This window comes from Pseudovibrio sp. FO-BEG1, from assembly GCF_000236645.1.
Taxonomy (GTDB): Bacteria; Pseudomonadota; Alphaproteobacteria; order Rhizobiales; family Stappiaceae; genus Pseudovibrio.
Window position 1 is genome coordinate 4725061 of sequence record NC_016642.1, and the last position, 25505, is coordinate 4750565.

The window sequence follows — 25505 nt, forward strand, 5'->3', positions numbered from 1 at the left end:
CAGGTGTCCCGCTTTTTCTTTGCCGAGAACCCAAGAGTTGCAAACTCAGGACAACAAAAAACCCGGCACCAATGGAGCCGGGTTCCATATTCAGAAAACGAAGAAGCGATTAAGCTGCTTCTGTTTCCAGCATGCTGGTCAGTGCCTGAGACACACCACGAACTTCTGCAATCTGTTCCTGAAGCGCTTGCTCCTGCTCATGAAGCAGCTGCTCCTGCGCACCACAAATTTCCTGAAGTTCTTTAAGCTGGTCTGCACGAGGGCTGGAACCCTCAACAAGCTTGATGATGCGACGAACTTCTGCAAGCGTCAGACCGATCTTCTTGGCCTGCAAAATCACGCGCATACGGCTTACGTCACGACCTCTGTAGAAGCGGCGTGCGCCACGACGTACAGGATTAAGAAGGCCCTTCTCCTCATAGAAGCGAAGTGTACGCAGAGTTACACTAAACAACTCTGACATCTCAGAGATTGCCAGCAGCTGACCGTCCCCATCGTCCTCACGAATTGGTCCAGCGATATCTGCCGCGACATCTAGCTTACTAGGAATACTGTTCATTTCCATTTGCCCGGTGGTTTGTATGTTAAACCTTAGAAGAGTTACAAAAGTTCATCATTTCAGCTCCCCACCCGGTGCTTCCATGAATTCCCCTAATAACTTTTGCACTCCCCCACTTCTGTACTAGCTTGTGTAGTAGCATTTGATACCCACTCACACTGCGGAAGCTTTCCCATGTTCATATGAACATGGATACAGGCATCTCCCAGTGAGGAATGAGTACCCCCACTTTCAAAGTCCTCAACGAAATCTATGATAATTCATATTGGACAATTCATAATCTACACAAGGAAACCGATAAAATATAGCCCGCCTTCGCATTTTTTACTTCGTAAATGCAACGTATACACTAGGACATATCAGAATTAACATCATAAGTAGTTATACTAGATAAGTATTATGAAAAAATTCCGGCACCTAATTTTGTCAGGACGCTGATCTATTCTACATTTCGCGTCAATTTTCCAAAGATGTTCCTGCGTTATCTGAGATGATATACTAGGAAACCGTCAATTACATATTGTCTATAATATGTGAACATGACGAAGGGATAGAGAGAACGAACAATAAAACTTTTAACTACTCGCCTTCTATAGATCTGCTCTGACTTTATTCTTTCTCAGCAAAACGAAAATTGGCCGACCAAATGACCGCACTGCACATTTTTTAAACAGGATGTTCATTTTTCGCGCTGCAAAACTTTTACCTTACCTCGCGTACAGAGGGGATAACGGGCAGTCTGATACATAAACAGGCAGGATATTGGGAAAATCGCACCAGCAAAAAGCACTAAAAAATGCGCATTGCACAATTTTGGCCACCCAATTTCATTAATTGAAACTTCTTCAGCTTGTGCAAACCAAAACAATCAGGCGACGGCCAGTACCCCCGCCGCTCAAATCACCACATCAAAATGACGTGCCGTTAAAACCCGAACTTGCGTTTAGCCCTTCAAGAGGCCATTGACGATCCGTCTGATTTGAAACCTGAACGTGGCATGCCGATGCACATCCATCTTTTTGCCCTTCAGATTAGCCCGATAGAGGATGAGTTCGTTGAGCATGGGTATCTCCTTAATGAGCTGTATGAATGGAAAGCCACCTCAGCTTTATGTGCATCAATCGCACAGGCTTACAGAAGTTTTCCTGATACACCACAATTATAAGCGCACAAATTGCGCCTCATCAAGGTAAATAGCGCAATTTTTGCGCCTTTTGTATTCTGTTATATGCAATAGTACCAATGCTGATTATTATACAGCAGTCTGTACAATGAATTTTCAGTCTGGGAATCATTAGGTTAGTATCATGAAACCATCTCAGTTTCGGGCTTGGCGCAAGTCGATGGGTTATAAGCAAAAAGAGGCAGCAGAACGCCTCGGCTTAAAAAAACGAATGATTCAATATTACGAAAACGGCAATCGTGACGGTAAACCGGTAGAAATTCCTAAGTCAGTCCGCCTTGCCTGCTATGCCCTGTGTCACGGCATTGCAGACTTTGATGGTGAAAAACCCACAGAGACTTCGACTTTAGCTGAATAAACTCCCCTTAAGTCTTGAGAAAAAAAACCGGATTATTTCGGAAATAGGCGTTGGTTGGGGTTTCTAATTACTCCAATATTTCTTATAACGCGCGCTCAGCCGACATACTCCTATAGAGGGCACACCAGAGCACCATGCGGGTGCACTGGTGCTTTAACGCGAGCATATGTGAGTCACCATGCCTAAACGCAATGACATCCAATCTATCATGATCATCGGGGCTGGACCCATCGTGATTGGTCAAGCCTGTGAGTTCGATTATTCCGGAACTCAGGCTTGTAAGGCACTGCGAGATGAGGGCTACCGAATAATCTTGGTGAACTCCAATCCGGCGACCATCATGACCGATCCGGATCTGGCTGACGCGACCTACATCGAGCCAATCACCGCAGACGCCGTTGAAAAGATCATCGCCAAGGAGAAGCCGGACGCTCTCCTGCCAACCATGGGCGGACAGACCGCGCTGAACTGCGCATTGGAGCTGGACCGCAAAGGCGTACTGAAGGCACACGGTGTCGAGATGATCGGTGCAAAAGCCGACGTGATCGACAAGGCTGAAGACCGTGAGAAGTTCCGCGCAGCGATGGACAAGATCGGTCTGGAGAACCCGCGCGCTGCAATCGCCTCCTCTCCGCCAATCCTTGATGATGAAGGCAACATCACCGGATACGACCGTGGTGCAGGCTACGCAGAAGCCATGCGCCAGCTGGACAGCATCGGCCTGCCTGCCATCATCCGCCCGGCCTTTACCCTCGGCGGCACCGGCGGCGGCGTAGCGTATAACCGTGAAGAGTACGAACAGATTGTTCGCTCCGGTATCGACGCGTCTCCAAACGGTCAGGTGCTCATCGACGAAAGCTTGCTCGGCTGGAAAGAATACGAGATGGAAGTGGTTCGCGACACAGCGGACAACTGCATCATCATTTGTTCCATTGAGAACATCGACCCAATGGGTGTGCATACCGGCGACTCCATCACCGTCGCCCCTGCCCTCACCCTGACGGACAAAGAATACCAGATCATGCGGAACGCCTCGATTGCGGTTCTGCGTGAGATCGGCGTGGAAACCGGCGGTTCCAACGTTCAGTTCGCAGTGAACCCGGACAACGGACGTCTGGTCGTCATCGAGATGAACCCACGCGTATCCCGTTCCTCCGCTCTGGCATCCAAGGCGACCGGCTTCCCGATCGCAAAGATCGCTGCAAAGCTGGCTGTTGGATATACGCTGGACGAGCTGGAAAACGACATCACCGGCGGTGCAACACCAGCATCCTTCGAACCAACCATCGACTACGTGGTCACCAAGATCCCACGCTTTGCATTTGAGAAGTTCCCGGGCTCTGAACCAACCCTGACCACTGCGATGAAGTCCGTTGGCGAAGTGATGGCTATTGGCCGCACTTTCAAAGAGAGCATGCAGAAAGCCCTGCGCGGTCTGGAAACCGGCCTCACCGGCCTCGATCCGATCGACCTCGACGGCCTCGGCCACGGTGACGACTCAAACGCCATCCGCAAGGCACTGGCAGTACCTACGCCAACCCGTCTGCTCAACGTAGCTCAGGCAATGCGCCTGGGCACCACCGACAAAGAGATCTACGATATCTGTAAGATCGATCCATGGTTCCTTGAGCAGATCAGGGAAATCGTGGAGATGGAACAGAAGATCGTCGAGCACGGCTTGCCGAACAACACAGAAGCCATGCGCATGGTCAAAGCCATGGGCTTCTCCGACAGTCGCCTTGCAGTACTGGCCGACACTTCGGCTGACAAAGTCGCTGCTCTGCGCGCTGAGCTGGACGTGAAGCCGGTCTACAAGCGCATCGACACCTGCGCCGCAGAGTTCGCCTCTCCAACCGCTTACATGTACTCCACCTATGAGACACCAACCGCTGGCCTGCCATCCTGTGAAGCACAGCCAAGCGAGCGCCAGAAGGTTGTTATTCTGGGTGGTGGTCCAAACCGTATCGGTCAGGGCATCGAGTTCGACTACTGCTGCTGTCACGCGGCCTTCGCTCTGAAGGACGCTGGCTACGAAGCCATCATGGTCAACTGTAACCCGGAAACGGTTTCCACTGACTACGACACCTCCGACCGCCTGTACTTCGAACCACTCACCTCCGAAGACGTGCTGGAAATTCTGCGCCTTGAGCAGTCTAAAGGCACCCTGAAGGGCGTGATCGTACAGTTTGGCGGGCAGACCCCACTGAAACTGGCGGAAGCTCTGGTAGAAGCTGGTATCCCAATTCTGGGCACCGCTCCGGACATGATCGACCTTGCAGAAGATCGCGATCGCTTCCTGCGCCTGCTGCACAAGATCGACCTGAAGCAGCCAGAAAACGGCATCGCCTACTCTGTTGAGCAAGGCCGCCTGATCGCCAACCAGCTTGGCCTGCCGCTCGTTGTTCGCCCATCCTACGTGCTGGGTGGCCGTGCAATGCAGATCATTCGTGACGAAGAAGCACTCAACAACTACCTGCTCGGCACTCTGCCAGAGCTGGTGCCGCATGATGTGCGCGCCAAGTACCCGAATGATAAGACCGGCCAGATCAACACCCTGCTCGGCACCAACCCGCTTCTGTTCGACCGTTATCTCGACGGCGCAATCGAAGTGGACGTGGATGCTCTGTGCGACGGCGAAGACGTCTTCATCTGTGGCATCATGGAACATATCGAAGAAGCTGGTATCCACTCCGGCGACAGCGCATGTTCCCTGCCAGCCTACACACTGGACGACAAAACCCTTGCTGAACTGGAAGAGCAGGCACGTAAACTTGCGCTCGCTCTGAACGTTGTAGGCCTGATGAACGTACAGTTCGCAATCAAGGACGGAGAGATCTACGTTCTGGAAGTGAACCCACGCGCATCAAGAACCGTTCCGTTCGTGGCGAAAACCATCGGTGAGCCAATCGCCAAGATTGCAGCACGCGTGATGGCTGGCGAGAAACTGTCTGCCTTTGATCTGAAGCCTAAGAAGCTGGATCACGTGGCGGTTAAGGAAGCTGTCTTCCCATTCGCTCGCTTCCCAGGCGTTGATACGGTCCTCGGCCCGGAAATGCGCTCCACGGGTGAAGTCATGGGTCTGGACACAGACTTCTCCTTCGCATTCGCCAAGTCTCAGCTCGGCGGCGGCACCGTTATTCCGGAAGGTGGAACCGTCTTCATCTCCTTGAAAGATGCAGACAAACCGAAAATTCTTGAGGCAGCAAAGAAACTGGTCGCATCAGGATTTTCCATTATATCCACCGAGGGCACACAAAGATACTTGGAAAACCAAGGCATCCCGTGCGCAAAGGTCAACAAGGTGCTTGAAGGGCGTCCGCATATCGTTGATGCTATCAAGAATGGTGAGGTTCAGCTCGTCTTCAACACAACCGAAGGCGCGCAAGCACTCTCCGATAGTCGGTCGCTTCGACAGGCTGCGCTGATGAACAAGGTTCCTTATTACACCACGGTGGCAGGAGCCGTAGCAGCAGCTCAAGGCATTGAAGCTTTCCGCGCGAAAACGCTTGAAGTAAGGTCCCTACAATCTTACTTTTGCTAAGATAGCTTAACAGGTCCGGGTTGGGGTCGCTCAGCCCGGTCAGTTTTTTAGTGTGATGGGCCACACCACCACAACGTTAGAAAGGTGTACGAGCCATGGAAAAGGTACCTATGACGCCTGAAGGTTATGCGATGCTCACAGAAGAGCTTAAGCATCGCACAACCGGAGAACGCCCGCGCATTATCGCAGCCATTTCCGAAGCCCGTGCTCACGGCGATCTCTCTGAGAATGCGGAATACCACGCAGCGAAAGAACAGCAGAGCCTGAACGAAGGCCGGATCAACGAACTGGAAGGTCTTCTCGGCCTCGCAGAAGTCATCGATCTGACCAAACTCAGCGGCGACACTGTAAAGTTCGGTGCAACCGTATCTCTCGTTGACGAAGATACCGAGGAAGAGAAGAAATACATGATCGTTGGCGATGTTGAAGCTGATGTGAAACGTGGCCGTATTTCCATCTCCTCCCCAATCGCTCGCGCGCTCATCGGCAAGTCCGTTGGCGACAGCGTTGAAGTTGCGGCACCAGGTGGCGCACGCGGTTACGAGATCGTCGAAGTCGAATTCGGTTAAGTAAATTATAGAGCTGAATTCATCGATTCAAAGCTTCTCATGAACTGAGATAATCTTTGAAGAAATTTAGCTCCCTATGATTTCAAGAAATAAAAGTGCCGCCTCGTGCGGCATTTTTTATGCAACCCGCACGGGTTATCCACTAATTGCAGAACAGATAATCGGTTTTTTGATAAGTTAACGCGTTTACTTCAAACAGCCGAAAAAGCCGCAGGAATCTGCGACAATCTGGCACACAAGCCCTCCTAAAAAGCTCATATCCCATCACAATCTGCGCTTACTCACACAATTTTAGGTATATATTCGAAATTTAGCATAGATAAATCTACCTACTGTTAACCCTTGTAAATGCAAATGAACTCGACAAATTGACGGGAAATTTGCTGCCATGACCACCAATTCATTTTCAGGTCTGAAAAGCCAGCTCGGTTTTTTCAAAATCGATAGTCAGACCATACAAACACTTTCAGATCTCTGGCCGCTTGTTGAAGGCCACCTGACCCAGATTTTAAGTGATTTTTACAACCACGTTCAGCTTGATCCTGAGCTGAAAAAGAAAGTTGCGGGCAAAGTCCCTGGCTTGAAATCAGCTCAAGCGAGCCACTGGAAGATCCTCTTCACCGCAGGCTTTGATTCCACCTACATGGAACGCGTCGACAAGATTGGCCGCGCGCACGTGCACACCGACCTTGAGCCGGACTGGTATATAGGTGGTTATACGTTTATCCTCGAAGAACTGACCAAAGTCCTTTCCAGCAAGATGCGCTTTTCTCCGGGCCGCCTCTCCCGCAGTCTGATTGCACTTCAGAAGGCTGTCATGTTCGACATGGGCCAGGCTGTTGCAGCCTACCATCGTCACTACACCGAAGAGCGTGATGAGCGCACCAGCCGTCTGGAAAACGCCATCAACTCCTTCGAAGAGACCATCAGCAAGCGCATGGAACTGACCGGCGAAGTAGGCTCACGCGTTGAGAACTCCGCTCTCACCCTGCGCGAAACCTCAGAACAGAGCCAGATGGCAGCAGAAGCCGCCAGCCAGTCCGCTGACTACACCGCTTCTGACGTTCACTCCGGCGCTGCTGCGGTGGAAGAGATGTCTGCCAACGTCTCAGAGATCGGCAGTCAGGTCAGCCGTTCTGCAGAAACCGCCCGCACTGTGTCCAAGGACGCTGAGCGCACCAACGATACCGTTCTCGGCCTCCAGACCGCGACCAACGAGATCGGCGCCGTCACCGAGCTGATCAGCGCAATCGCAGAACAGACAAACCTCCTCGCACTCAACGCCACCATTGAGGCAGCCCGTGCAGGTGAAGCTGGCCGAGGCTTTGCGGTTGTGGCAAGCGAGGTGAAAGACCTCGCCAGCCAGACCGGTCAGGCAACTGACGAAATCGCTTCCAAGATCAGCGCAATCCAGAGCGAAACCCGCCGCTGCGTGGAAGAGATCTCTGCAATCTCCCAGAAGATTGAAGAAGTCAGCTCCACCGCAACAGCGATCGCAGATGCCGTCGATCAGCAGACCGTGGCTACCAACGAAATCTCGTCCAGCATTCAGTCTGCCTCTCAAAATGCACGCGGTGTAACCAACGAGCTGAGCAACATCCTTGCCACTGCTGAAGAGTCCAAGCGCGCCGTTGCCACCGCGACCAGCGCCGCAACAGAGCTCAGCCAGCAGAGCGAAGCGATGTCCGAAGAAATCTCCCAGTTCTTCACCAGCATCCGCACCATCTGACGGCTCGCGATCACAAACTGAGAAATCAAACGGCCTTCCAAACGGAGGGCCGTTTTTCTATGCGCAGGCATCCCGGCTTTCACATCTCTGGAGCTGACACGACACCCAGAGGGAACACAAACGCCGATAAATCCCCTCTAGAGAGCCTTGTGCCGTCGTATTGTGAAGAGAGGTGCCAGATAGCGCTTAACAAGCTCAAACCGCACTGAAGGGCTTTACAACAGCAGGATGATAACGATCACAGTCGGCGAGTGGACGTAACTGCGCATAAAAAAACGGCCTTCCTACGCGAAGGCCGTTTGCAAGTTCTCCCAATATCGAAAGCCTAGAAATATTCAGGCTTGTCGATTGGCACGTTTGGCTCATCCTTGATACGGCGGATGGTCAGTGCCGTGCGAACGTGATCCACATTTTTGGTGGAGGTCACATCGCGAATAATGAAGTTCTGGAAGGTCTCCAGATCCTTGGCAGTACAGCGCATGATGAAGTCAACTTCACCGGAAACCATGTAGCTCTCCCGAACCAATGGCCATTCCTTGACTTGCGCTTCAAAAGCGACGAGATCATTCTCTGTTTGGTTATGCAATCCAACCATCACAAAGGCGGTGACTTCATATCCCAGTTGTTTCTCATCAAGTAGAGTGCGGTAGCCGCGAATGAGTCCTGCTTCTTCCAGGGCTCGAACCCTGCGCAAACATGGAGGCGCAGAAATTCCTACACGACGAGCCAGCTCAACATTGGTAATGCGGCCGTCTCCCTGCAGCTCCTTCAAAATTTGCCAGTCGATCGAATCCAGACGCGCTTTCAAGCTCGTCTCCTTTGCTTGTCCTATTGGATTAACAGTTAACCTGTTTTACAACACTGCCTAAAACACGAAGTTAGGCAAAATGCTAGTTTATTGCTTATTTGCGACAGACTATATCAACAAATAGCATTTTGCAGACACTTCCCGAAAGCTGGGGGAACAAAATGTCGCAAAACCTGTGGGTTTTAACAGATGGCAAAATCGGAGATGTAGCACAGTGCATCGGCGTCGCCGAAGCTTTGGACCTGCCCTACGAAATTCGAATAGTTGCCCCCCGCAAGCTTTTTACCTACGCAATGCCATGGGGTCCGATAGATCCCAAAGACGCACCACATAAGCCAGAAAGCCCGCTTGCACCCCCATATCCCGCGGTCGCGATTGCATCCGGGCGCAGAGCGGTGCCCTACTTACGCGCACTAAAGCGGCTTTCCAAGGGCCAGACCTTTACTGTTTTCCTGAAGGACCCAAAGATCAACAGCAAATTTGCTGATTTTGTCTGGGCGCCGGAACACGACGGAATTTCCGGAGAAAACATAGTAACAACACTTACGTCACCTCATCGTTTTTCCGCACAAAAGCTGCAGGAAGCTCGCGAAAATCCGCTTGAACAAATCGCTGCCCTGCCACAGCCAAAAGCAGCCGTGTTGATTGGTGGCAACTCCCAGCACCACACCTTTACGCCCGAAAATATCAACACGCTTCTCGCCGCACTTAAAAATCTGTCGCAGACCCATTCTCTCATGATCACCTGCTCCCGCCGTACCCCACGCGAGCTGGCGACCGAGCTGCACGACCTTGGCAGATCTGAAGGCAACTTGTTCTGGAATGGTGAGGGCGAAAACCCGATCGTGCAGTATCTGGCGAACGCAGAAATCATTGTTGTTACAACGGACTCCACCAACATGGTGGGTGAAGCCGCAGCCACCGGAAAGCCTATTTACGGCTTCCGTCCAACAGGTGCTCACAAGAAGTTTGATAGGTTTTTATCAAAAATGGAGGGTTTGGGAGTACTTCATCCCTTCCCCGGAGACATATTAGCACCTACTTATGAACCGATAGACGCAACACCGGATATTGCGGATGCCATATCCAAAGCGATTGAACAAAAGCAAGCGAGCGGATAGAACCCCTCCCTAACACTGCACTGGTACTATCCAAGCGCGCACGAAATTAAAGGTTCTGAGGAAATGACTGTTAAGCACACCAAACTCTTGATCGTAGGATCCGGTCCTGCAGGCTACACCGCCGCCATCTATGGCGCGCGCGCAATGCTGGAGCCGCTCCTGGTCACAGGTGTGCAGACCGGCGGTCAGCTGACCATCACCACCGACGTTGAAAACTACCCAGGCTTTGCTGATCCGATTCAGGGTCCATGGCTGGTGGAAGAAATGCGCAAACAGGCAGAAAACGTCGGCACCAAGATCGATTACGACACCATTCTGGAAGCTGACCTGTCCAAGCGTCCGTTTGAACTGAAGGGCGACAGCGGCACCATCTACACCGCAGACGCACTCGTCATCGCAACCGGTGCACAGGCGAAATGGCTCGGCCTGCCATCCGAAGAAAAGTATCAGGCAGGCGGCGTGTCCGCATGTGCAACCTGTGACGGTTTCTTCTACCGCGGCAAGGAAGTTGTTGTGGTTGGCGGCGGCAACACCGCTGTTGAAGAAGCGCTTTACCTCGCAAACCTCGCAAGCAAGGTCACTCTGGTTCACCGCCGTGATGCCCTGCGCTCCGAAAAGATCCTTCAGGACCGTCTCTTCAAAAACGAGAAGATCGAAGTGATCTGGGACAGCCAGGTGGAAGAAATCCTCGGCACCGAAAGCCCTGCTGTTGTGACCGGTGTTCGCCTGAAAAACCGCAAGACCGGTGAAACGACCGAGATGTCCACTGACGGCGTATTCATCGCAATCGGACACGCTCCAGCGGTTGATCTTGTTAAAGATCAGGTAAAGATGAAGGAATCCGGTTACATTTGGACCGAAGCTGATTCAACTCAGACCTCCATTCCGGGTGTGTACGCAGCTGGCGACGTGACAGACGAGCACTACCGTCAGGCTGTAACAGCAGCAGGAATGGGCTGTATGGCTGCACTGGAAGCAGAACGCTATCTGGCAGCTCTGGAAGCTGAAACCGAAGCAGCTGAATAACAAACTGGGAAGATTGGGGGAAAGCAGATGCCAGGCCGTTCTTTAGATTGGGACAAGCTGCGAATTTTTCATGCAGCAGCACAGGCAGGAAGCTTTACCCATGCAGGCGAAGCTCTCAACATGAGCCAGTCGGCTGTCAGCCGTCAGGTAAGTGCCCTTGAAGCTGAGCTGGGTGTCCCCCTCTTCCACCGTCATGCGCGTGGACTGATCCCGACAGAACAAGGCGAGCTCCTTTACAGAACCGCCCGTGAAGTTCTGCTGAAACTGGAAACCGTTCAGTCCCGCCTGACAGACACCAAGGAAAAGCCGAGTGGCACGCTCCGTGTCACCACCACTGTGGGTCTCGGCTCAACCTGGCTCACTGCTCGTGTCAACGAGTTCGTGGACCTTTATCCGGACATGCGTCTGGAAATCATCTGTATGGATGATGAGCTGGATCTGGGCATGCGTGAGGCCGACGTGGCCATCCGCCTGCGTCAGCCAACCCAGCCGGACCTTATCCAGCGCAAGCTCTTCACGGTGCACTTCCACGTCTATGCGTCACCGAAATACATCGAGCGCTATGGCAGCCCGAGCACCATTGACGATCTGGACCATCATCGTCTGATCACCATCGGCGACAACATGGCCTCTTACCTACGCGCCATGAACTGGCTCGCAACTGCTGGCCTGCCAAACGGTGAGCGTCGTGACGTCTCCCTGCGCGTGAACAACCTCTCCGGCATCAAGAAAGCCGTTCAGACCGGCGTAGGCATCGCGATCCTGCCGGACTACATGGTTGAGCCGGGTGCAGGCATCAAACGCGTTATGTCCGTCACACAGGAAGAACTGCCAAGCTTCGACACTTACTTCGTGTATCCGTCCGAACTGAAGAACACTGCCCGCGTGACAGCCTTCAGAGACTTCCTCGTCTCCTATGCAGAACGCTGGACTCACTAGTTCAAAACGCAGTTCAGGCTCCGCAACAGAACTGATTTGGCTTGATTAGCCTCCTCAGTGGAATCAACCAGAAGTTTTGCACCGCAAAATAAAAAATATTTCGGATCTCTTTTGAAGCCTCTCAAGCAACATGAGAGGCTTTTTTGAGGCCTGCACATCCCGAAATGACAATATCTTACGCAGAGTTAGCTTTATGATAGTTGTCAGATCCTGCAAGGAAGTTCCGAGCGCCTCAAGCCCTTCACAAAATGCATAGCTGCAATGCAAAAATTAAGGATTGCTGTTTCGGCGCTGCACTGCATATATACACCTGCTGTTGATCAGTTGCTGCCACACCTCTCCTCCCAGTGGCTCCAACATTCGATCAACTGTTCCCCTCTGGAAGGTGATTGCACCCATTAGGTGCTTTATCATTCATCACTTCTAAACCGGACCGCATGGTCCGGTTTTTTTTTGCCAAATCGCCAAAGTGACCGAGGGGTTTCCTTAGGTTTTAAGCCAGCGAAATCTTCAAAAGCCCATCATGCCTCAAGGCACTCAAAGCCACCTCCAGGCCTAATCAGCTGTTCTCTATGCGATTTTTGAGAAACATGGAGACTCGAAAAGTACCGCTCCACCAGCACCGAGATCACACTACTCAACAACAAACCAGGCCCGCTTACTTTTTGAGCAAACTAAAAAATCAACTATCTCAGATGCACGCAGAGACATGCGGATTCAACAGGCTATTGCGCAGCCAGACCAAGGGAAAACCCGTTAGATTCGAGGTATTCCCAAACCATCAAAACTAGTAATTTCTGCAAAATACACTTGAATTAACTATAAATTTCCTAGGTAAATCTTCAAACAGTGAAATTTCACCACCCCTAATCAGCGAAATTACAAATCACCTTGCATCCTTTACTTATCGAATCATACCTATTGGCAAATATCCGAGGTAGTGGATGTGAATGACCTGAGAAAAGCTTTTTATACTCTGGTTGCCTGCGCACTTTTCGCAATCTATGGCGAAATCTCCCACGCCATCAGCGAAGCCGACAAGGCAGAGCGTATGAGCACCCAAATCACTTTGCACATTCCGGCAGAATAAAAGCGGCCTGAACTGATTCCTCTTTTGACGAGGACACGCCGCTTTTCAATTATCCACAGCATCAGGCAGTTTATCCTTCCAGTTCAGTCCTGCCCAAAGCTGCAGCCATCAAAACCCATTGAGTATCCGGGCGATTTCACCAAACGCAGCCACAACTGCGCGCCGGAATGCACCAACAAAAAAGGCCTAAGCGGAGTTCGCTCAGGCCTCTTCTAAAGCTCGTGGGAGTGCCTCTTACTTGTAGAGGTCTTGCCCTTGCAGATCTTTGTAAAGGTGCGCCACCTGCTCTGCGTAGCCGTTGAACAGCTGTGTCGGCACACGTTCATCCGTTCCCAACAAACGCTCAGTTGCCTGAGACCAGCGCGCATGCGGCACTTCAGGGTTCACATTCGCCCAGAAGCCATACTCGCTTGGGCCAATCTTTTCCCAGAAGCTGACTGGACGCTCATCAGTGAAGGTGATCTTCACGATGGACTTGATGGATTTGAAGCCATACTTCCACGGCATCACCAGACGGATCGGCGCGCCATACTGCTTCAGCAGCGGCTTGCCATAGATACCAGTCGCAACAAACGCCAGGTCGTTCATCGCTTCATCCATGGTCACACCTTCAACGTAAGGCCATGGATACCAAAACTGACGCTGACCACTGGCCACGTCGGAATCTTCAAAGGTCTCAAAGCGAATGTATTTGGCACCGTTCTGAGGCCCAGCGTACTTCACCAGCTCCGCCAGCGGGAAACCAGTCCACGGCACAGCCATCGCCCACGCTTCCACGCAGCGGTGACGGTACAGACGCTCCTGCAATGGCATCTTGCGCACCAGATCATCAAAGTCGATGGTCTGCGGGTTATCGACCAGACCATCAATGGTGATCGCCCAAGGACGGATCTTCAGCGCCTGCGCAGCACCAGAAATGCGCTTGTGAGATCCAAACTCATAGAAGTTGTTGTAAACCGAAGTTACGCTTTCAGGCGTAATCGCGCGTTTAAGCGTAAAGTCAGGGTTCTGCTTGGCTGGGTAAAGGTCGAGCGTCGGATCTTTGCCCTCTTGAGCAAACACACTGCTCACAAGGCCACCACCGCCAGCTGCCAGACCAAGGCCCACGGCACCCAAGCCTTTCATAAACCTGCGCCGGTTGAAGAACACATCCTCAGGTGTCGCTTCTCTTTCCGGAATAATCCATTCAGGCCTATGAATAATGTTCATGCTGCCATCTCCCAGCAGGTAAGGGTTACAGTAATCTCTACCAATATTGCCTATGACTTAGCTGCGAAACTCCCTAAACTTCAAGTAAAGCCCCCGTGATACCGCGCGTGATCGAAGACAAGAAGCACCTGCATCCTCCCCTCCCAAACGCGCTTCAAGATACATTTCTTCAAATTCAGCAAGTCCACGAAACGCCTTGCAACACTCCGCCGGCTTAATCTGCTGCCAGCAGAGCCAGTCAGGAGTGAGACAATGACCATCGGATTTATCGGCCTCGGCGCAATGGGTCTGGGCATGGCCCAGCGCATCAACAAGGAACACGAGCTTAAGGTCTACAATCGCTCTCCGGAAAAGGCTGCAGCCCTTATCGCAAATGGAGCAACACAGGCCCAATCCCTGCAAGACTTCACGGACTGCGATATCGTCTGCACCATGCTGTCTGACGATGCGGCGGTGGAAGCCGTCTATCTCTCAGGCGAAACACTCGCCCTCCCTCTCAAAAAGAACAGCATCTCCATCTCCCATAGCACCATCAGTCCACCCATGGTCGACAAGCTCACAAATGCCCATGAACAAGCCGGCATCAGATTTCTATGCGTCCCCGTTTTGGGGCGACCAGACAAAGCCACAGCAGGAGAACTCGTCGCTGTCACTGCGGGCCCGCAGGACGCTGTAGAGGAAGTCCGCTCTGTTCTGGAGGCCATATCTGCGCGTCAGTTCTGGATGGGCCCAACACCGCGTCAAGCCGCAATCACCAAACTCGGAATGAACTTCATGCTGGCCACAGTCGTGGAAGTACTCGCTGAGAGCTTCACCTTCACACGAAAGGCAGGTATTGATCCGGAAGTCTTCCTCACGCTGGTAACCGAAACTCTCTTCAGCGCCCCCGCCTTTAAGGCTTATGCTCCCCTGATCGCCCGCGAGCAAAGCCCCAAACCCGGCTTCAAAACCACTCTGGGTCTGAAAGACGTCAGCCTGGCCCAGCAGGAAGCCCAGGCCCTCGGGATAGATCTCCCCATGGCAGACATCATCACAGACCAACTCCGCTCCGCCATCAAAGCCGGATACGCCGACGAAGACTGGTCCTCCCTAGCCCGCCTAAAAGCCCGCACAGCTTCCCTGCCACCGATAACGAAATAAAATTATGCCGAGACAAGATGCCTAGATTGAGAGGAAAGCGCGTTTAAGCCGTCAACACTGACATGACTGCTAACCAACCTGCCGCTCCTGAAGTCATGTAGCATAAGTGCTGGAAGCTGCTCAGACGGTAGCTGCCAAGACACATCCAGAAGCAAGGGGTTAGCAAGGCAAACAGAGCCACATATGTAAGCTGGAACACCTGCGATCATACTGGACATGCTACGATGTACATGCCCGCTACTCATAGCAACTGGCGGATTAGAGCACGATTTTAACATGCTCTCTAACTGATCTGTTCCCTGACAGATAAACTTATCTGCTGGCTCAATACCACTCGGGAACAAATGCTGATGCGTAAATAGAAAGGCAGTTCCTGTCTCACATCGGTCAAGCGTTTGCTCCAGCCAACTCAAATGCTCCGGAACTGATCCTTCTGTTTCCCCATCGAGACAGGTATCGACACCTACAAAAGTTACGCCGCCAACGCTCTCAGCAAAGTGCATTTCATAAGGATGATGCCAATAGTCTTCCTTAGGAAGACACTCCCGCATCAAATGGCGATCATCTGCATTTCCCGGTAAAACAAAGCGCCGCCCGGATAGGGGAGCCAACGCATCCAATATCAGGCCGTAACCATCAGCCCATCGATCATCTACTAGGTCACCCGATACAATCAATACGTCCGGCTGAACTACTTCCAACCATGCAATAACAGCATTTAATCGTTGGAGGTTGTTATTGTTAGGATTAGCGTGAATATCTGAAATTTGGGCAACAAGCATGGCATACTCAAATCTGGAATTTAAACCAAAAGCGACACAAAATACCTTATTCTGACTCATATTAGCGGAGGTGACGGTTTGAGCACCACCGCCCAAAATTATTATTCGAGAATACCTGCACCATGACCGATTGCTTTGTCTGTACAAAACACAAGACCCTCACATCCGACCTGACGATCGATATCGATGGGTATGACGACTTCATTGTTGCGCATGCTCCGGATCGGACTGAGGACGGTTCCAATCTTATTGGAGCTTTGATCATTGAACCGCGAACGCACGTTCAGAACTGGTCAGAGCTCCCTCCTGAGCAAGCTGGCAAGCTTGGTTCTCTGATTGGGCAGATCACTGGCCTCCTCTATGCGCATGAGGAGATCGAGCATGTCTACACGTGGGTGTTTGGGGATGCAGTTGCTCATCTTCATGTCTGGCTCATGCCACGCTACAAAGGCACGCCCAGAGAGTACTGGGGGACAAAGGTAACCGAATGGCCGGAAGCACCGAAAGGTGGGCATTCTGAGATGGCACAGTTCATCTCCGAGCTTAAAGAGCTGATGACCGAGAGCGCCTGATCCCCAAAAGAAAAACCCGGAGCTCGGCCCCGGGTTCTTTTTCTGTCTCACGTTGGAACGTATTCCTGAAAAGTGGTTCCGGTTTTCGGATAAGAATACGCGCACAAGCTCTGGAGTGTTAGGCAGGTGCTGTTGCACTCTCGATGACTTTGTCCGCGGCCTTGCCGGAAAGCTCGGCCAGATGGTCAAAGTTGCGGGAGAATGTGGCCACACCGGCTGTTGCAGAGCGAAGCTCCACAATAAGATCGCTGAGCTCACTCTCTGGGATCATAGCTTCCACTTCATCCCAGCCATCCCAGTCATCACGAGCATCAAACCCGAGGATCTGACCACGACGACCAGAGACAATCGCATTGATGCGTGCCGTCGTCTCTGACGGACAAGCCACAACCACCTTGTCGATTGGCTCAAGCAGCACAGGCTTACATTCCTTCAGGCCATCTCTCATGGCGAGAATACCGGCCATTCGGAACGCCTGATCAGAGCTGTCCACGGAATGGTAAGAACCATCCTTCAGCGTCACAGCCACATCCACGACCGGGAAGCCCAAAGGCCCTTTCTCAAGCGCTTCTTTCACGCCTTCACCCACAGATGGAATATACTGCTTCGGCACCACACCACCGGTAATCGTGTCATTGAAGCTGTGGCCTTCACCGCGAGGCATTGGCTGAATGGCCAGCACCACATCACCAAACTGACCATGACCGCCACTCTGTTTCTTATGGCGTCCACGCAGCTCAGTTTTACCGCGAATGGTTTCCTTATAAGGAATGCGAGGCTCAAAGCTCTTCACGGACAAACCATAACGGCCAGTCAGTTTCTCAAGAGCCACACGCAGGTGCATTTCGCCCTGCCCTTCCAGAACGGTCTCACCAGTGCTCTGCACCTGTGTCACGCTCAGGGATGGATCTTCATCCACCAGCTTGGAAAGAGCAGTAGAGAGGCGAACCTCGTCCTTGCGCTCAGTAGCCTTGATGCCTTTAGACAGTACGGGATCAGGGCTGCCCGGAACAAAGAGAGTTTCCTTAGGCTGGGCACCCACAGCAAGGGTCATGCCTGTCTCAATGTCATCCAACTTGCCAAGTGCCACCAGATCACCAGCCGCAGCCTCCGTAATCTTCTTCGGCTGCAAACCAAACATCTGGAAGAGACCAGAAGGACGATACTCTTCACCATGGCTATCATAGAGAAGCGCGCCTTCTTTCAGCGAACCACCAAACAGACGGGCAACAGAGAGCTTGCCGCCATGAGAAGTGTGATAGGTCTTCAGCACCTGAAGAACCGCCTCATCCTCAGCAAGGCCAAGGCGCTTGCGGGTATCAACCACATCCGGTGCATCATGGCGCAGAGCCTTCAGCAAACGACGAATGCCATTGCCTTTGATCGCGCTGCCAATGAACACAGGGCAGATCTCACCGCGCTGCATTTCCTGCACAAGGTCGTCGAAAATGATTTCATTCTCAGGAGACTCATCCTCAAGGAGCTGCTCCATCAGAACATCATCGTGGTCAGCCAGCATTTCCATCATGGCATAGCGCGCTTCCACCTCACGACCGCGCTCATCATCAGGAATTTCAATGGTCTTGCTTGGCTTGCCATCCTGGTAAACAAAGGCTCGTTCCAGCGCCAGGTCAATAAAGCCTGTCGCCACGCCGTTCTCCCAAATCGGGATCTGGCGCAGAACCATCGGCAAACTGGAAGCTGGCTGCAATGCCTGCAGCATCGCCCGCACACTGCCGGTTGCCTTGTCAATTTTGTTAAGGAAGAGAACATGCGGGATATTCCGCTGTTCAAGTGATTTCAGAATGAGCTGAAGAGCTGCTGTCTTCTTTTCATCTGGCTCAGCAACAACAACGGCAATATCAACACCGTTTAACACACTGTTGCCTTCATGAAGAAATTCTACGGATCCAGGGCAGTCGATAAATGTGAAGTGATCGCCCTTGTAGGTGCAGGTGGCAATGTTCGCCTCAACGCTCATTGCGTGGTCGCGCGCTTCGTCACTGCTGTCACCCAGTGAGCTTTTCGCGTCAACACTTCCCTGTCGCCCAATAGCCCCCGTTCGCGCTAGAAGAGCTTCCAGCAGTGTGGTCTTGCCACTTGCGAAAGGTCCAATAATGGCAACCGAACGAGGGCTGCTAACCCTGCCTCCGGCAACTCCGACATGCTTTTCTCCCATGATCCATACTCCCTGTTTGGGTTTGGGAAGCAGGCACGGGCGTCTGCGCCATGGCGGCGCAAAATCACACGCGCCTTCCAGAGAATTATAAGACTCTGGATAAGTATCGTCACTCGGAAACACTGTGATATGCAAGCGCCAAAACAACGACGGACTGAAACGTGACAGTCCGCCGCACAATATGAACCGGTGCAATTTATAAGGATCAAAGGGTTAGGTTTCACCATCCCCCTAAGATTTAAAGGATCACTGCTTGGTCAGCCGCAACCCTGTTACACCAGCTGTAATGTTCGCGCCGGTCTGCCCCTGCAAGCTCAAAGGCTGCAGTGCGATGGAACGGTTCAGGCCGCCCAGCAGAACGTTGGCTTGCACACCAGCACCCAGCGTCACACCAGCTGAAACACCGCCATAGTTCCCGGCAAGAGAACCTGGCTTCAAATTAGCCTTAGGTGCCACAACACCCCAAACCAACGTACCAGAGGTCACAGGACCGATATCCAGACCATAACTGTTGATGGTGCCGGTATAGCCCTCAATGCGTTTGCCGCTGGGTGACTTGAACACACAGGACAGCTCATGGGAGGAGCCAACAATGAAGTTGGTGCCAGCAACCAGATCACAGGTCAAAGACCCGACTTCCACACCGGGACGATCTTTCTTTGGTTCTTCAGGGGGAGTTGTAGGAGTGTCAGCAGAATAGGCGGAAGTGCTGAAACCAAGAGCGGCGACAGCAGCTAAAGCAAGGCATTTTCTCATTATTGTTCTCCAATGCTCAGGCACTACGACCTTTGCACAATGGGAGACCAAACAGTATGGCCTGTCAAAGCCTTGCTACGATCAGAGTGAACACTCCGCTTAGTTCAGCTGTTATTTTTACCTAGTGATTAGCGTTAGAATTCGTGATTAGGATTTTCACCATAAACTCTGGACAGCCCCTTCTCACCTGCCCCTCTTCCACGCCAGTTAACCCTAAGTTTTCCTTAAAGGATTTGCCCCCGCCTACGAAAAGTCACGCATACAGAACGGCTTAGCTCAGAAAAATCGATAAATCATATATCACAAACAGATTTCAGTGAGCCGTAAACCGATTATTAACCATAGATATTAAGCCTAACGATTTGCCCCATAATGGGACACTTTAGAACAATGTTTTAAATAAAAAACGGAATGCTCCACTCAGAAAATTGAGTACGGAGAATCAGCAATGCGCTCCAATTTTAAGACACTATTGTTTGGCGTAACCGGTGCAATAGCCATTGCAACTCTTCCAGCGATCGCGCAGGCAAATCCCATCAATGCCCGCATCACCACTGCTTTCGGGGCTCTCGAAGGCAAGATGCTGGGCCTGTTGTCAGGAACAGCTGCGTTCGGGCAGGGCCCGGGCTTTGCATCCCAGTTTGATGCGACCGCAGGCGGAACCAGAGACTATGGCTTCTATGCCGGCACTGGCCGCATGGGCTTCCGCACGCAAGACTACAACTACTTCGGTCTTGTAGGCTCTGCAGCACAGATCAACGGTGGTTCCGGATCCCTCGGCTACGTTGGAGCAGAAGCACAGGTTCACTTCGAAAATCTGTCTGTAGATGGTCTCATCGGTGTGCAGATGATCGACGACATGGGTTCTGTCATGGGTGGTGCAACCGCATCTTACTATGCCAGCGAAAATGCCCGCTTCTATGCAGGTTACCGCTACCTGCGCGAAAACCATATCTACGCGATGGGTATGGAATTCAAGCCAGGCACAGAAACAGCCAATGGCATGACAATGTTCGCAGACCTGCGCTCAGAGAAGCTCGAAAACGCGTCCATCATGGCAGGTGTTCGCTTCTCCTTCGCCGATGCACAGACACTGGTTGAAGAAAGCCGCGGTACATTCGTCAACAACAGCTACATTCTGGACGCCCTCCTCCCGGACTAAGCCTCCAGTTTCGCGAAACACCTAAAACAAAAAAGGCGCTGCGTGATGCGGCGCCTTTTTTTGTATCTGTCGCTTGAAACCGGATGCCTGAGATCTCCCAGACATCCACTTCAGAAAATCGCTTACTTCAGGTTTCCGCAGAAACGCTGAATACGAGTGCATGCCTCGGTCAGAGCTTCAGTGGAAGTCGCGTAGGAAACGCGGAAGTTTGGACCCAGACCGAACGCAGAACCCGGTACAACAGCAACACCCTCTGTTTCCAGAAGCTCGCTTGCAAAGTCCAGATCAGTCTCAAGGACCTTACCGGATGGCGCTGTCTTACCGATGGTGCCTGCACAGGATGGGAACACGTAGAACGCCCCCTCTGGAACCGGACACTCAAGGCCAGACGCCTGGTTCAGCATGGACACAACCAGATCACGACGATCCTGGAAGACCTTGTTGTTGACCGGGATAAAGTCCTGCGTACCATTCAGCGCTTCAACCGCAGCTGCCTGAGAGATGGAGCACGGGTTCGAAGTGGACTGAGACTGAACCTTCGCCATTGCTTTGATCAGATCAACAGGACCACCCGCATACCCAATACGCCAACCGGTCATGGAGTACGCTTTGGAAACACCATTCACAGTCAGAGTGCGCTCATAAAGCTTAGGCTCGATCTGCGCAGGAGTGGTGAACTCAAAGTCGTCATAGACCAGATGCTCATACATGTCGTCAGACATGATCCAAACATGTGGATGCTTCAGCAGCACGTCGGTCAGAGCTTTCAGCTCATCACGAGTATAGCCAGCACCGGACGGGTTGGATGGTGAGTTGAAGATCAGCCACTTGGTCTTAGGCGTGATCGCCGCTTCCAGAGCTTCCGGAGTGATCTTGAAGGTCTTCTGATCCGCTTCAACAACCACTGGCTCACCACCAGCAAGCAGCACCATATCCGGGTAAGACACCCAGTATGGAGTTGGGATGAGAACTTCATCGCCCGGATTGATGGTTGCGATCAACGCATTGTAGAGCACCTGCTTACCACCGGTACCGACAGTAATCTGGTTTGGCTCATACTTCAGGCCATTGTCGCGCAGAAACTTCGCGCTGATTGCCTGTTTCAGCTCAGGAGTGCCATCAACCGCTGTGTATTTTGTTTTGCCGCCATTAATGGCTGCAATCGCAGCAGCTTTAATGTTTTCTGGCGTGTCAAAATCCGGCTCGCCAGCACCAAGGCCGATAACGTCGCGGCCAGCGGCTTTCAGTTCGCGTGCCTTCGTGGTCACTGCAATCGTTGCAGATGGTTTCACACGAGACAGCGAGTCAGCGATAAAGCCCATAATGCCCTCCAATAGAAGCGGGTGCGTTCTTCGCAAAATAAGTGCGCGCAGACCCTAAGGCGCAGACCATGGCTTGGCAAGCGCAAACAGGCTAGTTTTTCGGCTCAAATTTCGCCAAAGACTGCAGATTTTTTCAAATATTACTCCCCAGATATAATCGCAGGTTCTGTGACGCAGCGTCTCTTGTATTTCTGCCAGAACAGCGATAAGCAGCCCATACGTTGCAACACCAAAAAATTTAGCTGGTGAAACCAGAACAGAGAGCCCAACTCCCGTGAACATCCTGCTGCGAAAACTCCTAGAAAATCAGTTCATTCGCTTTGGAATGGTCGGAGGCTCCGGTCTTGTGGTGGACCTCGCCGCCCTCGCCTTCTTCTGGCAGGTAGTTGGCCTCGATCCCCTCATCGCGCGGATCCTAACCATCTGGGTTGCCATGACCAACAACTGGTTTTGGAATCGCGTCTTCACCTTCCGCTCAGAAGGCAGCCCGCTGGGTGAGTACTTCAGATTCGTTCTGGTCAACAGCCTGGGTGCGGTCATCAACTACAGCACCTATGGCGCGCTCATCACCCTGATCGAGGGCTTTTCCACCTATCTGGCCGTGATCCTCGCCACGCTCGTGTCCATGACATTCAATTTCGTGCTCTCAAAGATCTACGCCTTCAAGAGCTGATAGCAGCCTGTCCTATAAAGTGAAATGGGGTAATTTGGCAGTGCCGACAGGGCAATAAACAACCCTGCCAGCACCATGCACTCAGGTCCGCCAGCACCTATAATTTCTGGGAGATTTGATTGTAATTTCGCCCTTGAATCAAATGCTACTCGCAGGTGCAGCGCACAAACAAGTCCTGCCGTTGCGGTATATACTGTTTTTTTTAACCATAACGATATCCAGTATTCCGCTCAGTAGAACTACATACGAAAAGTTTGAGCAGTTCACTAACGGCCATTTAACCAAATCCCTTTTCTTTTCCGCCGCTTAAATCACCTATTACAGCTGGCAGCGCCATACTGCCCTTCAGCCCGATTGGAATGCAGGCAGGTGTTCCATAAGTTCCACTTGCAGAATAATTCCGAACAGGAGTAACGTTCTCCTACAGCAATAAGCGGGGACGCAAGATGGCCGTAGAACTAGCACTATCTGCAGATACTGTTCGCATGATCGTACAAAAAGCGCGCGCTGTTTCCGAAAGCCTGCCAGACACTTACGAAGACGGGCACGAAGGCGATCTGTCCTTTGACACGGAAAAACTGGAAAACGTTCACCACCATGACGGGCTTGCAGAAGAAGAGCACGATGACTTTTCAGAGTCTGAGCTGAGAGAAATCATTGACGATCTGAACGTCGATGAAGCAACTGAGCTGGTCGCAATCGCATGGATCGGACGGGGAGATTATGATCAGGGAGACCTCGATCTGGCCTTCGCCGAAGCACGTGAACGATCCACTTCTCCGGTCTCAACCTACCTGCTTGGGTTACCACTCTTGCCTGATTATCTTGAGGCTGGTCTCGAAGCTCTAAATCTATGAGAAAATATGGGCCATAGCAGTTTTGCAATTGAGTGATCTGCTTAAGCTCAACCTGTGGTATCTCGAACACACCAATTTCCAGTAATATATACTTTCTGTATTCGATGTTATCCGCGTCTATCGGCCCCTACTCAGGAACACAACTGACCCGGGCCGCAGGGGGACACAATGAGAACCTCGCCAGTTGACTACCATCGTAAAGAACACGTCGACCATGCCCAGTCACCATGGCCTGTAGCGGCCACCATCATTGCCGCCTTTGTCGGCATCATGTTTATGGTCCTCTTCGTCTTTTAAAGCATCTGTCATTTGGTTGAGTTCAACCGGATGACAAAGAGCCATGCCTGAAAGACAATCGCCAGCACACGCAGCACGAGCGTAAGCAAACGCAACGTATCTGGCAGTGATCAGAAGCTCAAAATCGTCTTGAGAGAATTTCAACGGAAGCGTTGACAGACCGCTTGCGGCGCCTATTCGCTTGCAGTACAGCTGCGGCATGACTAGGGCATCTGCAAACATTCTTCTTCTTATGGCCGGCCTCATCTGGGGTATGGCCTTTGTCGCGCAGTCAACCGCAATGGAAAATCTTGGCCCATTGCAGTTCACTGGCCTGCGCTTCCTTCTCGCGACCTTGGTGATCCTGCCATTTGCTCTGCGAGAACGCCGCATTCACAACACCAAAAAGCTGACCAAGGCACATATGCCGGCACTTTTGACGATTTGTGTTGCCTTCACTCTGGGCACGGTTCTGCAGCAATACGGCATCGTCATCACCAGCGTCACCAACGCCGGTTTTCTGACAGCCATTTATGTTGTGTTGACGCCAATCCTCGTGACGCTGTTCTTTAAAGGACGTCCCCACTTCCTCGTCTGGCCAGCCAGCTTGTTCACCCTGCTCGGCATCTACCTGCTCGGCGGAGGTCTGACAGCTCTAAATGCAGGCGACCTGCTCATGCTGATCTGTGCCGTCTTCTGGGCGCTTCAGGTGATCTTCGTAGGACGCCTCGCAAGCACATCAGGCCGCCCGATCACCATCGCCGTCATCCAGTTCGCGTCCATCGGCGTGATCTGCGTGTTCCTCTCACTCTTCTTCGAGAGCTATTCCCTGCAGTCCTTGCAGAACGCATGGTTTGAGATCTTCTTTGCAGGCGCTTTGTCCGGTGGCGTTGCTTTCACATTCCAGGCATTCGGCCAGCAATGGACAACACCATCTGACGCAGCAATCATGCTCTCTTCAGAAGCACTGTTCGCAGCTTTGGCAGCTGCTGTCATTCTGGGAGAGCGCATCGCCCCAATCGGTATGGTCGGCTGCGCTCTGATATTCAGCGGCATCCTGCTGGTGGAAGTCGGACCGCACTACATCAAATCCAGGCGCAGTGTGGCACAGGCTGAATAGCTTAACCGACATCACTATCAAAAAAGGCAGCCCTTCGGCTGCCTTTGTTACATCTGGACTTACTTGTCTTCCAGCCGATCCAATATCTGAGAGATCTTGGTGCCCATACGGCCACCCGGCACCACAGTGCGCGCACTCTTCAGATCCTCAGCATTGTCTTCACCCACCTTGATAATCATCGCCATACCAAAGCGACCATGAATACCGCAGGTCACGCCATAAATGCCCGGCGTATCGAAGGTCACATTCCGGTCAGGAGACATCTTGCTGAACTTGAACTTCGGCCCACCTTCCGGTGTCATCTTCTTGATCGAAATAACAGTGTGGTTGCCATCAAAATTATCAAACTTAACAGTGGCGCCCAGCGGAACTTCAAGCAGATCCGGCTCAAACCGGAACATATGAGAAGGCGTATTCGCACTGGCATCAGTTACCTGATTAACGGAATACGTCTTACCCTCCTCAGCAAGCGCACCACCCGCCATCAACACACTCAGGGCCAAGGTTGAGAGAATTCTTTTCATCGAGACACGT

The 25505-nt window shown here is 52.1% G+C and carries 23 protein-coding genes; 15 read left to right on the forward strand and 8 right to left on the reverse strand.

Going from position 1 to position 25505, the window contains the following annotated elements:
- Positions 1-109: 109 nt before the first annotated feature.
- Positions 110-559: a MerR family transcriptional regulator gene (locus PSE_RS21230; protein ID WP_208978965.1), complete on the reverse strand. Its 450-nt coding sequence runs from the start codon at positions 557-559 to the stop codon at positions 110-112.
- A 1307-nt stretch (positions 560-1866) separates the two neighbouring features.
- On the opposite strand from PSE_RS21230, the gene PSE_RS21235 reads away from it, so the two are divergent.
- The 4 genes from PSE_RS21235 to PSE_RS21250 all read left to right on the forward strand — a co-directional run bounded on the left by PSE_RS21235 (position 1867) and on the right by PSE_RS21250 (position 7939).
- Positions 1867-2100 (forward strand): helix-turn-helix transcriptional regulator, encoded by a 234-nt coding sequence (locus PSE_RS21235; RefSeq protein WP_041768741.1) that lies wholly within the window; start codon positions 1867-1869, stop codon positions 2098-2100.
- 178 nt (positions 2101-2278) lie between these two features.
- Positions 2279-5641 (forward strand): carbamoyl-phosphate synthase large subunit, encoded by a 3363-nt coding sequence (gene carB / locus PSE_RS21240; RefSeq protein ID WP_014286689.1) that lies wholly within the window; start codon positions 2279-2281, stop codon positions 5639-5641.
- 95 nt (positions 5642-5736) lie between these two features.
- Complete coding sequence (greA, locus tag PSE_RS21245; RefSeq protein ID WP_008547672.1) at positions 5737-6210, forward strand: transcription elongation factor GreA; 474 nt, start codon at positions 5737-5739, stop codon at positions 6208-6210.
- A 388-nt stretch (positions 6211-6598) separates the two neighbouring features.
- Complete coding sequence (locus tag PSE_RS21250) at positions 6599-7939, forward strand: globin-coupled sensor protein (RefSeq protein ID WP_014286691.1); 1341 nt, start codon at positions 6599-6601, stop codon at positions 7937-7939.
- 325 nt (positions 7940-8264) lie between these two features.
- Here PSE_RS21250 and PSE_RS21255 read toward each other — a convergent pair whose 3' ends face one another.
- Positions 8265-8747, reverse strand: a complete 483-nt coding sequence (locus tag PSE_RS21255) for an Lrp/AsnC family transcriptional regulator (protein ID WP_008547806.1) — start codon at positions 8745-8747, stop codon at positions 8265-8267.
- 161 nt (positions 8748-8908) lie between these two features.
- On the opposite strand from PSE_RS21255, the gene PSE_RS21260 reads away from it, so the two are divergent.
- From PSE_RS21260 to PSE_RS27350, 4 genes are all read left to right on the forward strand, one after another.
- On the forward strand, positions 8909-9868 hold the full coding sequence (locus tag PSE_RS21260) for a mitochondrial fission ELM1 family protein (protein WP_014286692.1): 960 nt from the start codon (positions 8909-8911) through the stop codon (positions 9866-9868).
- A 63-nt stretch (positions 9869-9931) separates the two neighbouring features.
- Positions 9932-10894 (forward strand): thioredoxin-disulfide reductase, encoded by a 963-nt coding sequence (gene trxB, locus PSE_RS21265; protein WP_008547726.1) that lies wholly within the window; start codon positions 9932-9934, stop codon positions 10892-10894.
- Positions 10895-10921: 27 nt separating this feature from the next.
- Positions 10922-11833 carry a LysR family transcriptional regulator gene (locus PSE_RS21270; RefSeq protein WP_008548057.1) on the forward strand — a complete coding sequence of 304 codons (912 nt, stop codon included), beginning with the start codon at positions 10922-10924 and terminating at the stop codon, positions 11831-11833.
- Positions 11834-12779: 946 nt separating this feature from the next.
- On the forward strand, positions 12780-12923 hold the full coding sequence (locus tag PSE_RS27350) for a hypothetical protein (protein ID WP_162097435.1): 144 nt from the start codon (positions 12780-12782) through the stop codon (positions 12921-12923).
- A 234-nt stretch (positions 12924-13157) separates the two neighbouring features.
- Here PSE_RS27350 and msrP read toward each other — a convergent pair whose 3' ends face one another.
- Entirely contained in the window at positions 13158-14132 is a 975-nt protein-coding gene (gene msrP, locus PSE_RS21275; protein ID WP_014286693.1) for a protein-methionine-sulfoxide reductase catalytic subunit MsrP, read from the reverse strand.
- A gap of 252 nt (positions 14133-14384) precedes the next feature.
- Here msrP and PSE_RS21280 point away from each other — a divergent pair, with 252 nt between their 5' ends.
- Positions 14385-15272, forward strand: a complete 888-nt coding sequence (locus PSE_RS21280) for an NAD(P)-dependent oxidoreductase (RefSeq protein WP_014286695.1) — start codon at positions 14385-14387, stop codon at positions 15270-15272.
- A gap of 2 nt (positions 15273-15274) precedes the next feature.
- On the opposite strand, the gene PSE_RS21285 is transcribed toward PSE_RS21280, so the two are convergent.
- On the reverse strand, positions 15275-16150 hold the full coding sequence (locus PSE_RS21285; RefSeq protein ID WP_148266185.1) for a metallophosphoesterase: 876 nt from the start codon (positions 16148-16150) through the stop codon (positions 15275-15277).
- A 26-nt stretch (positions 16151-16176) separates the two neighbouring features.
- Here PSE_RS21285 and PSE_RS21290 point away from each other — a divergent pair, with 26 nt between their 5' ends.
- Positions 16177-16626 (forward strand): HIT family protein, encoded by a 450-nt coding sequence (locus PSE_RS21290; protein ID WP_014286697.1) that lies wholly within the window; start codon positions 16177-16179, stop codon positions 16624-16626.
- 118 nt (positions 16627-16744) lie between these two features.
- Here the strand turns inward: PSE_RS21290 and PSE_RS21295 are convergent, their stop codons facing one another.
- Positions 16745-18805 carry an elongation factor G gene (locus PSE_RS21295; protein WP_014286698.1) on the reverse strand — a complete coding sequence of 687 codons (2061 nt, stop codon included), beginning with the start codon at positions 18803-18805 and terminating at the stop codon, positions 16745-16747.
- 246 nt (positions 18806-19051) lie between these two features.
- Positions 19052-19561 carry a DUF992 domain-containing protein gene (locus tag PSE_RS21300; protein WP_008547457.1) on the reverse strand — a complete coding sequence of 170 codons (510 nt, stop codon included), beginning with the start codon at positions 19559-19561 and terminating at the stop codon, positions 19052-19054.
- Between the two features lie 448 nt (positions 19562-20009).
- Between PSE_RS21300 and PSE_RS21305 the strand changes: the two genes are divergently transcribed.
- Positions 20010-20723, forward strand: a complete 714-nt coding sequence (locus PSE_RS21305; protein WP_014286699.1) for a hypothetical protein — start codon at positions 20010-20012, stop codon at positions 20721-20723.
- A gap of 122 nt (positions 20724-20845) precedes the next feature.
- On the opposite strand, the gene PSE_RS21310 is transcribed toward PSE_RS21305, so the two are convergent.
- Positions 20846-22045 (reverse strand): pyridoxal phosphate-dependent aminotransferase, encoded by a 1200-nt coding sequence (locus PSE_RS21310; protein WP_008547844.1) that lies wholly within the window; start codon positions 22043-22045, stop codon positions 20846-20848.
- 274 nt (positions 22046-22319) lie between these two features.
- Here PSE_RS21310 and PSE_RS21315 point away from each other — a divergent pair, with 274 nt between their 5' ends.
- From PSE_RS21315 to PSE_RS21330, 4 genes are all read left to right on the forward strand, one after another.
- Positions 22320-22718 (forward strand): GtrA family protein, encoded by a 399-nt coding sequence (locus PSE_RS21315; protein ID WP_014286701.1) that lies wholly within the window; start codon positions 22320-22322, stop codon positions 22716-22718.
- 446 nt (positions 22719-23164) lie between these two features.
- Complete coding sequence (locus tag PSE_RS21320; RefSeq protein WP_008547506.1) at positions 23165-23575, forward strand: DUF3775 domain-containing protein; 411 nt, start codon at positions 23165-23167, stop codon at positions 23573-23575.
- Between the two features lie 168 nt (positions 23576-23743).
- Entirely contained in the window at positions 23744-23872 is a 129-nt protein-coding gene (locus PSE_RS27805; RefSeq protein ID WP_256377897.1) for a hypothetical protein, read from the forward strand.
- Positions 23873-24071: 199 nt separating this feature from the next.
- Positions 24072-24971 (forward strand): DMT family transporter, encoded by a 900-nt coding sequence (locus PSE_RS21330; RefSeq protein WP_083841602.1) that lies wholly within the window; start codon positions 24072-24074, stop codon positions 24969-24971.
- 59 nt (positions 24972-25030) lie between these two features.
- Here the strand turns inward: PSE_RS21330 and PSE_RS21335 are convergent, their stop codons facing one another.
- Positions 25031-25495: a plastocyanin/azurin family copper-binding protein gene (locus PSE_RS21335; protein ID WP_208608794.1), complete on the reverse strand. Its 465-nt coding sequence runs from the start codon at positions 25493-25495 to the stop codon at positions 25031-25033.
- Positions 25496-25505 lie beyond the last annotated feature (10 nt).

Excerpts from the sequence above, each read along its gene's own strand:
- PSE_RS21290 (WP_014286697.1), top strand. The coding sequence starts at position 16,177 with ATGACCGATTGCTTTGTCTGTACAAAACACAAGACCCTCACATCCGAC.
- PSE_RS21300 (WP_008547457.1), bottom strand. The coding sequence starts at position 19,561 with ATGAGAAAATGCCTTGCTTTAGCTGCTGTCGCCGCTCTTGGTTTCAGC.
- PSE_RS21230 (WP_208978965.1), bottom strand. The coding sequence starts at position 559 with ATGAACAGTATTCCTAGTAAGCTAGATGTCGCGGCAGATATCGCTGGA.
- PSE_RS21320 (WP_008547506.1), top strand. The coding sequence starts at position 23,165 with ATGGCCGTAGAACTAGCACTATCTGCAGATACTGTTCGCATGATCGTA.
- PSE_RS21260 (WP_014286692.1), top strand. The coding sequence starts at position 8,909 with ATGTCGCAAAACCTGTGGGTTTTAACAGATGGCAAAATCGGAGATGTA.
- trxB (WP_008547726.1), top strand. The coding sequence starts at position 9,932 with ATGACTGTTAAGCACACCAAACTCTTGATCGTAGGATCCGGTCCTGCA.
- msrP (WP_014286693.1), bottom strand. The coding sequence starts at position 14,132 with ATGAACATTATTCATAGGCCTGAATGGATTATTCCGGAAAGAGAAGCG.
- carB (WP_014286689.1), top strand. The coding sequence starts at position 2,279 with ATGCCTAAACGCAATGACATCCAATCTATCATGATCATCGGGGCTGGA.
- greA (WP_008547672.1), top strand. The coding sequence starts at position 5,737 with ATGGAAAAGGTACCTATGACGCCTGAAGGTTATGCGATGCTCACAGAA.
- PSE_RS21305 (WP_014286699.1), top strand. The coding sequence starts at position 20,010 with ATGCGCTCCAATTTTAAGACACTATTGTTTGGCGTAACCGGTGCAATA.
- PSE_RS21310 (WP_008547844.1), bottom strand. The coding sequence starts at position 22,045 with ATGGGCTTTATCGCTGACTCGCTGTCTCGTGTGAAACCATCTGCAACG.
- PSE_RS21330 (WP_083841602.1), top strand. The coding sequence starts at position 24,072 with ATGACTAGGGCATCTGCAAACATTCTTCTTCTTATGGCCGGCCTCATC.
- PSE_RS21295 (WP_014286698.1), bottom strand. The coding sequence starts at position 18,805 with ATGGGAGAAAAGCATGTCGGAGTTGCCGGAGGCAGGGTTAGCAGCCCT.
- PSE_RS21280 (WP_014286695.1), top strand. The coding sequence starts at position 14,385 with ATGACCATCGGATTTATCGGCCTCGGCGCAATGGGTCTGGGCATGGCC.
- PSE_RS21270 (WP_008548057.1), top strand. The coding sequence starts at position 10,922 with ATGCCAGGCCGTTCTTTAGATTGGGACAAGCTGCGAATTTTTCATGCA.
- PSE_RS27805 (WP_256377897.1), top strand. The coding sequence starts at position 23,744 with ATGAGAACCTCGCCAGTTGACTACCATCGTAAAGAACACGTCGACCAT.
- PSE_RS21235 (WP_041768741.1), top strand. The coding sequence starts at position 1,867 with ATGAAACCATCTCAGTTTCGGGCTTGGCGCAAGTCGATGGGTTATAAG.
- PSE_RS21335 (WP_208608794.1), bottom strand. The coding sequence starts at position 25,495 with ATGAAAAGAATTCTCTCAACCTTGGCCCTGAGTGTGTTGATGGCGGGT.
- PSE_RS21250 (WP_014286691.1), top strand. The coding sequence starts at position 6,599 with ATGACCACCAATTCATTTTCAGGTCTGAAAAGCCAGCTCGGTTTTTTC.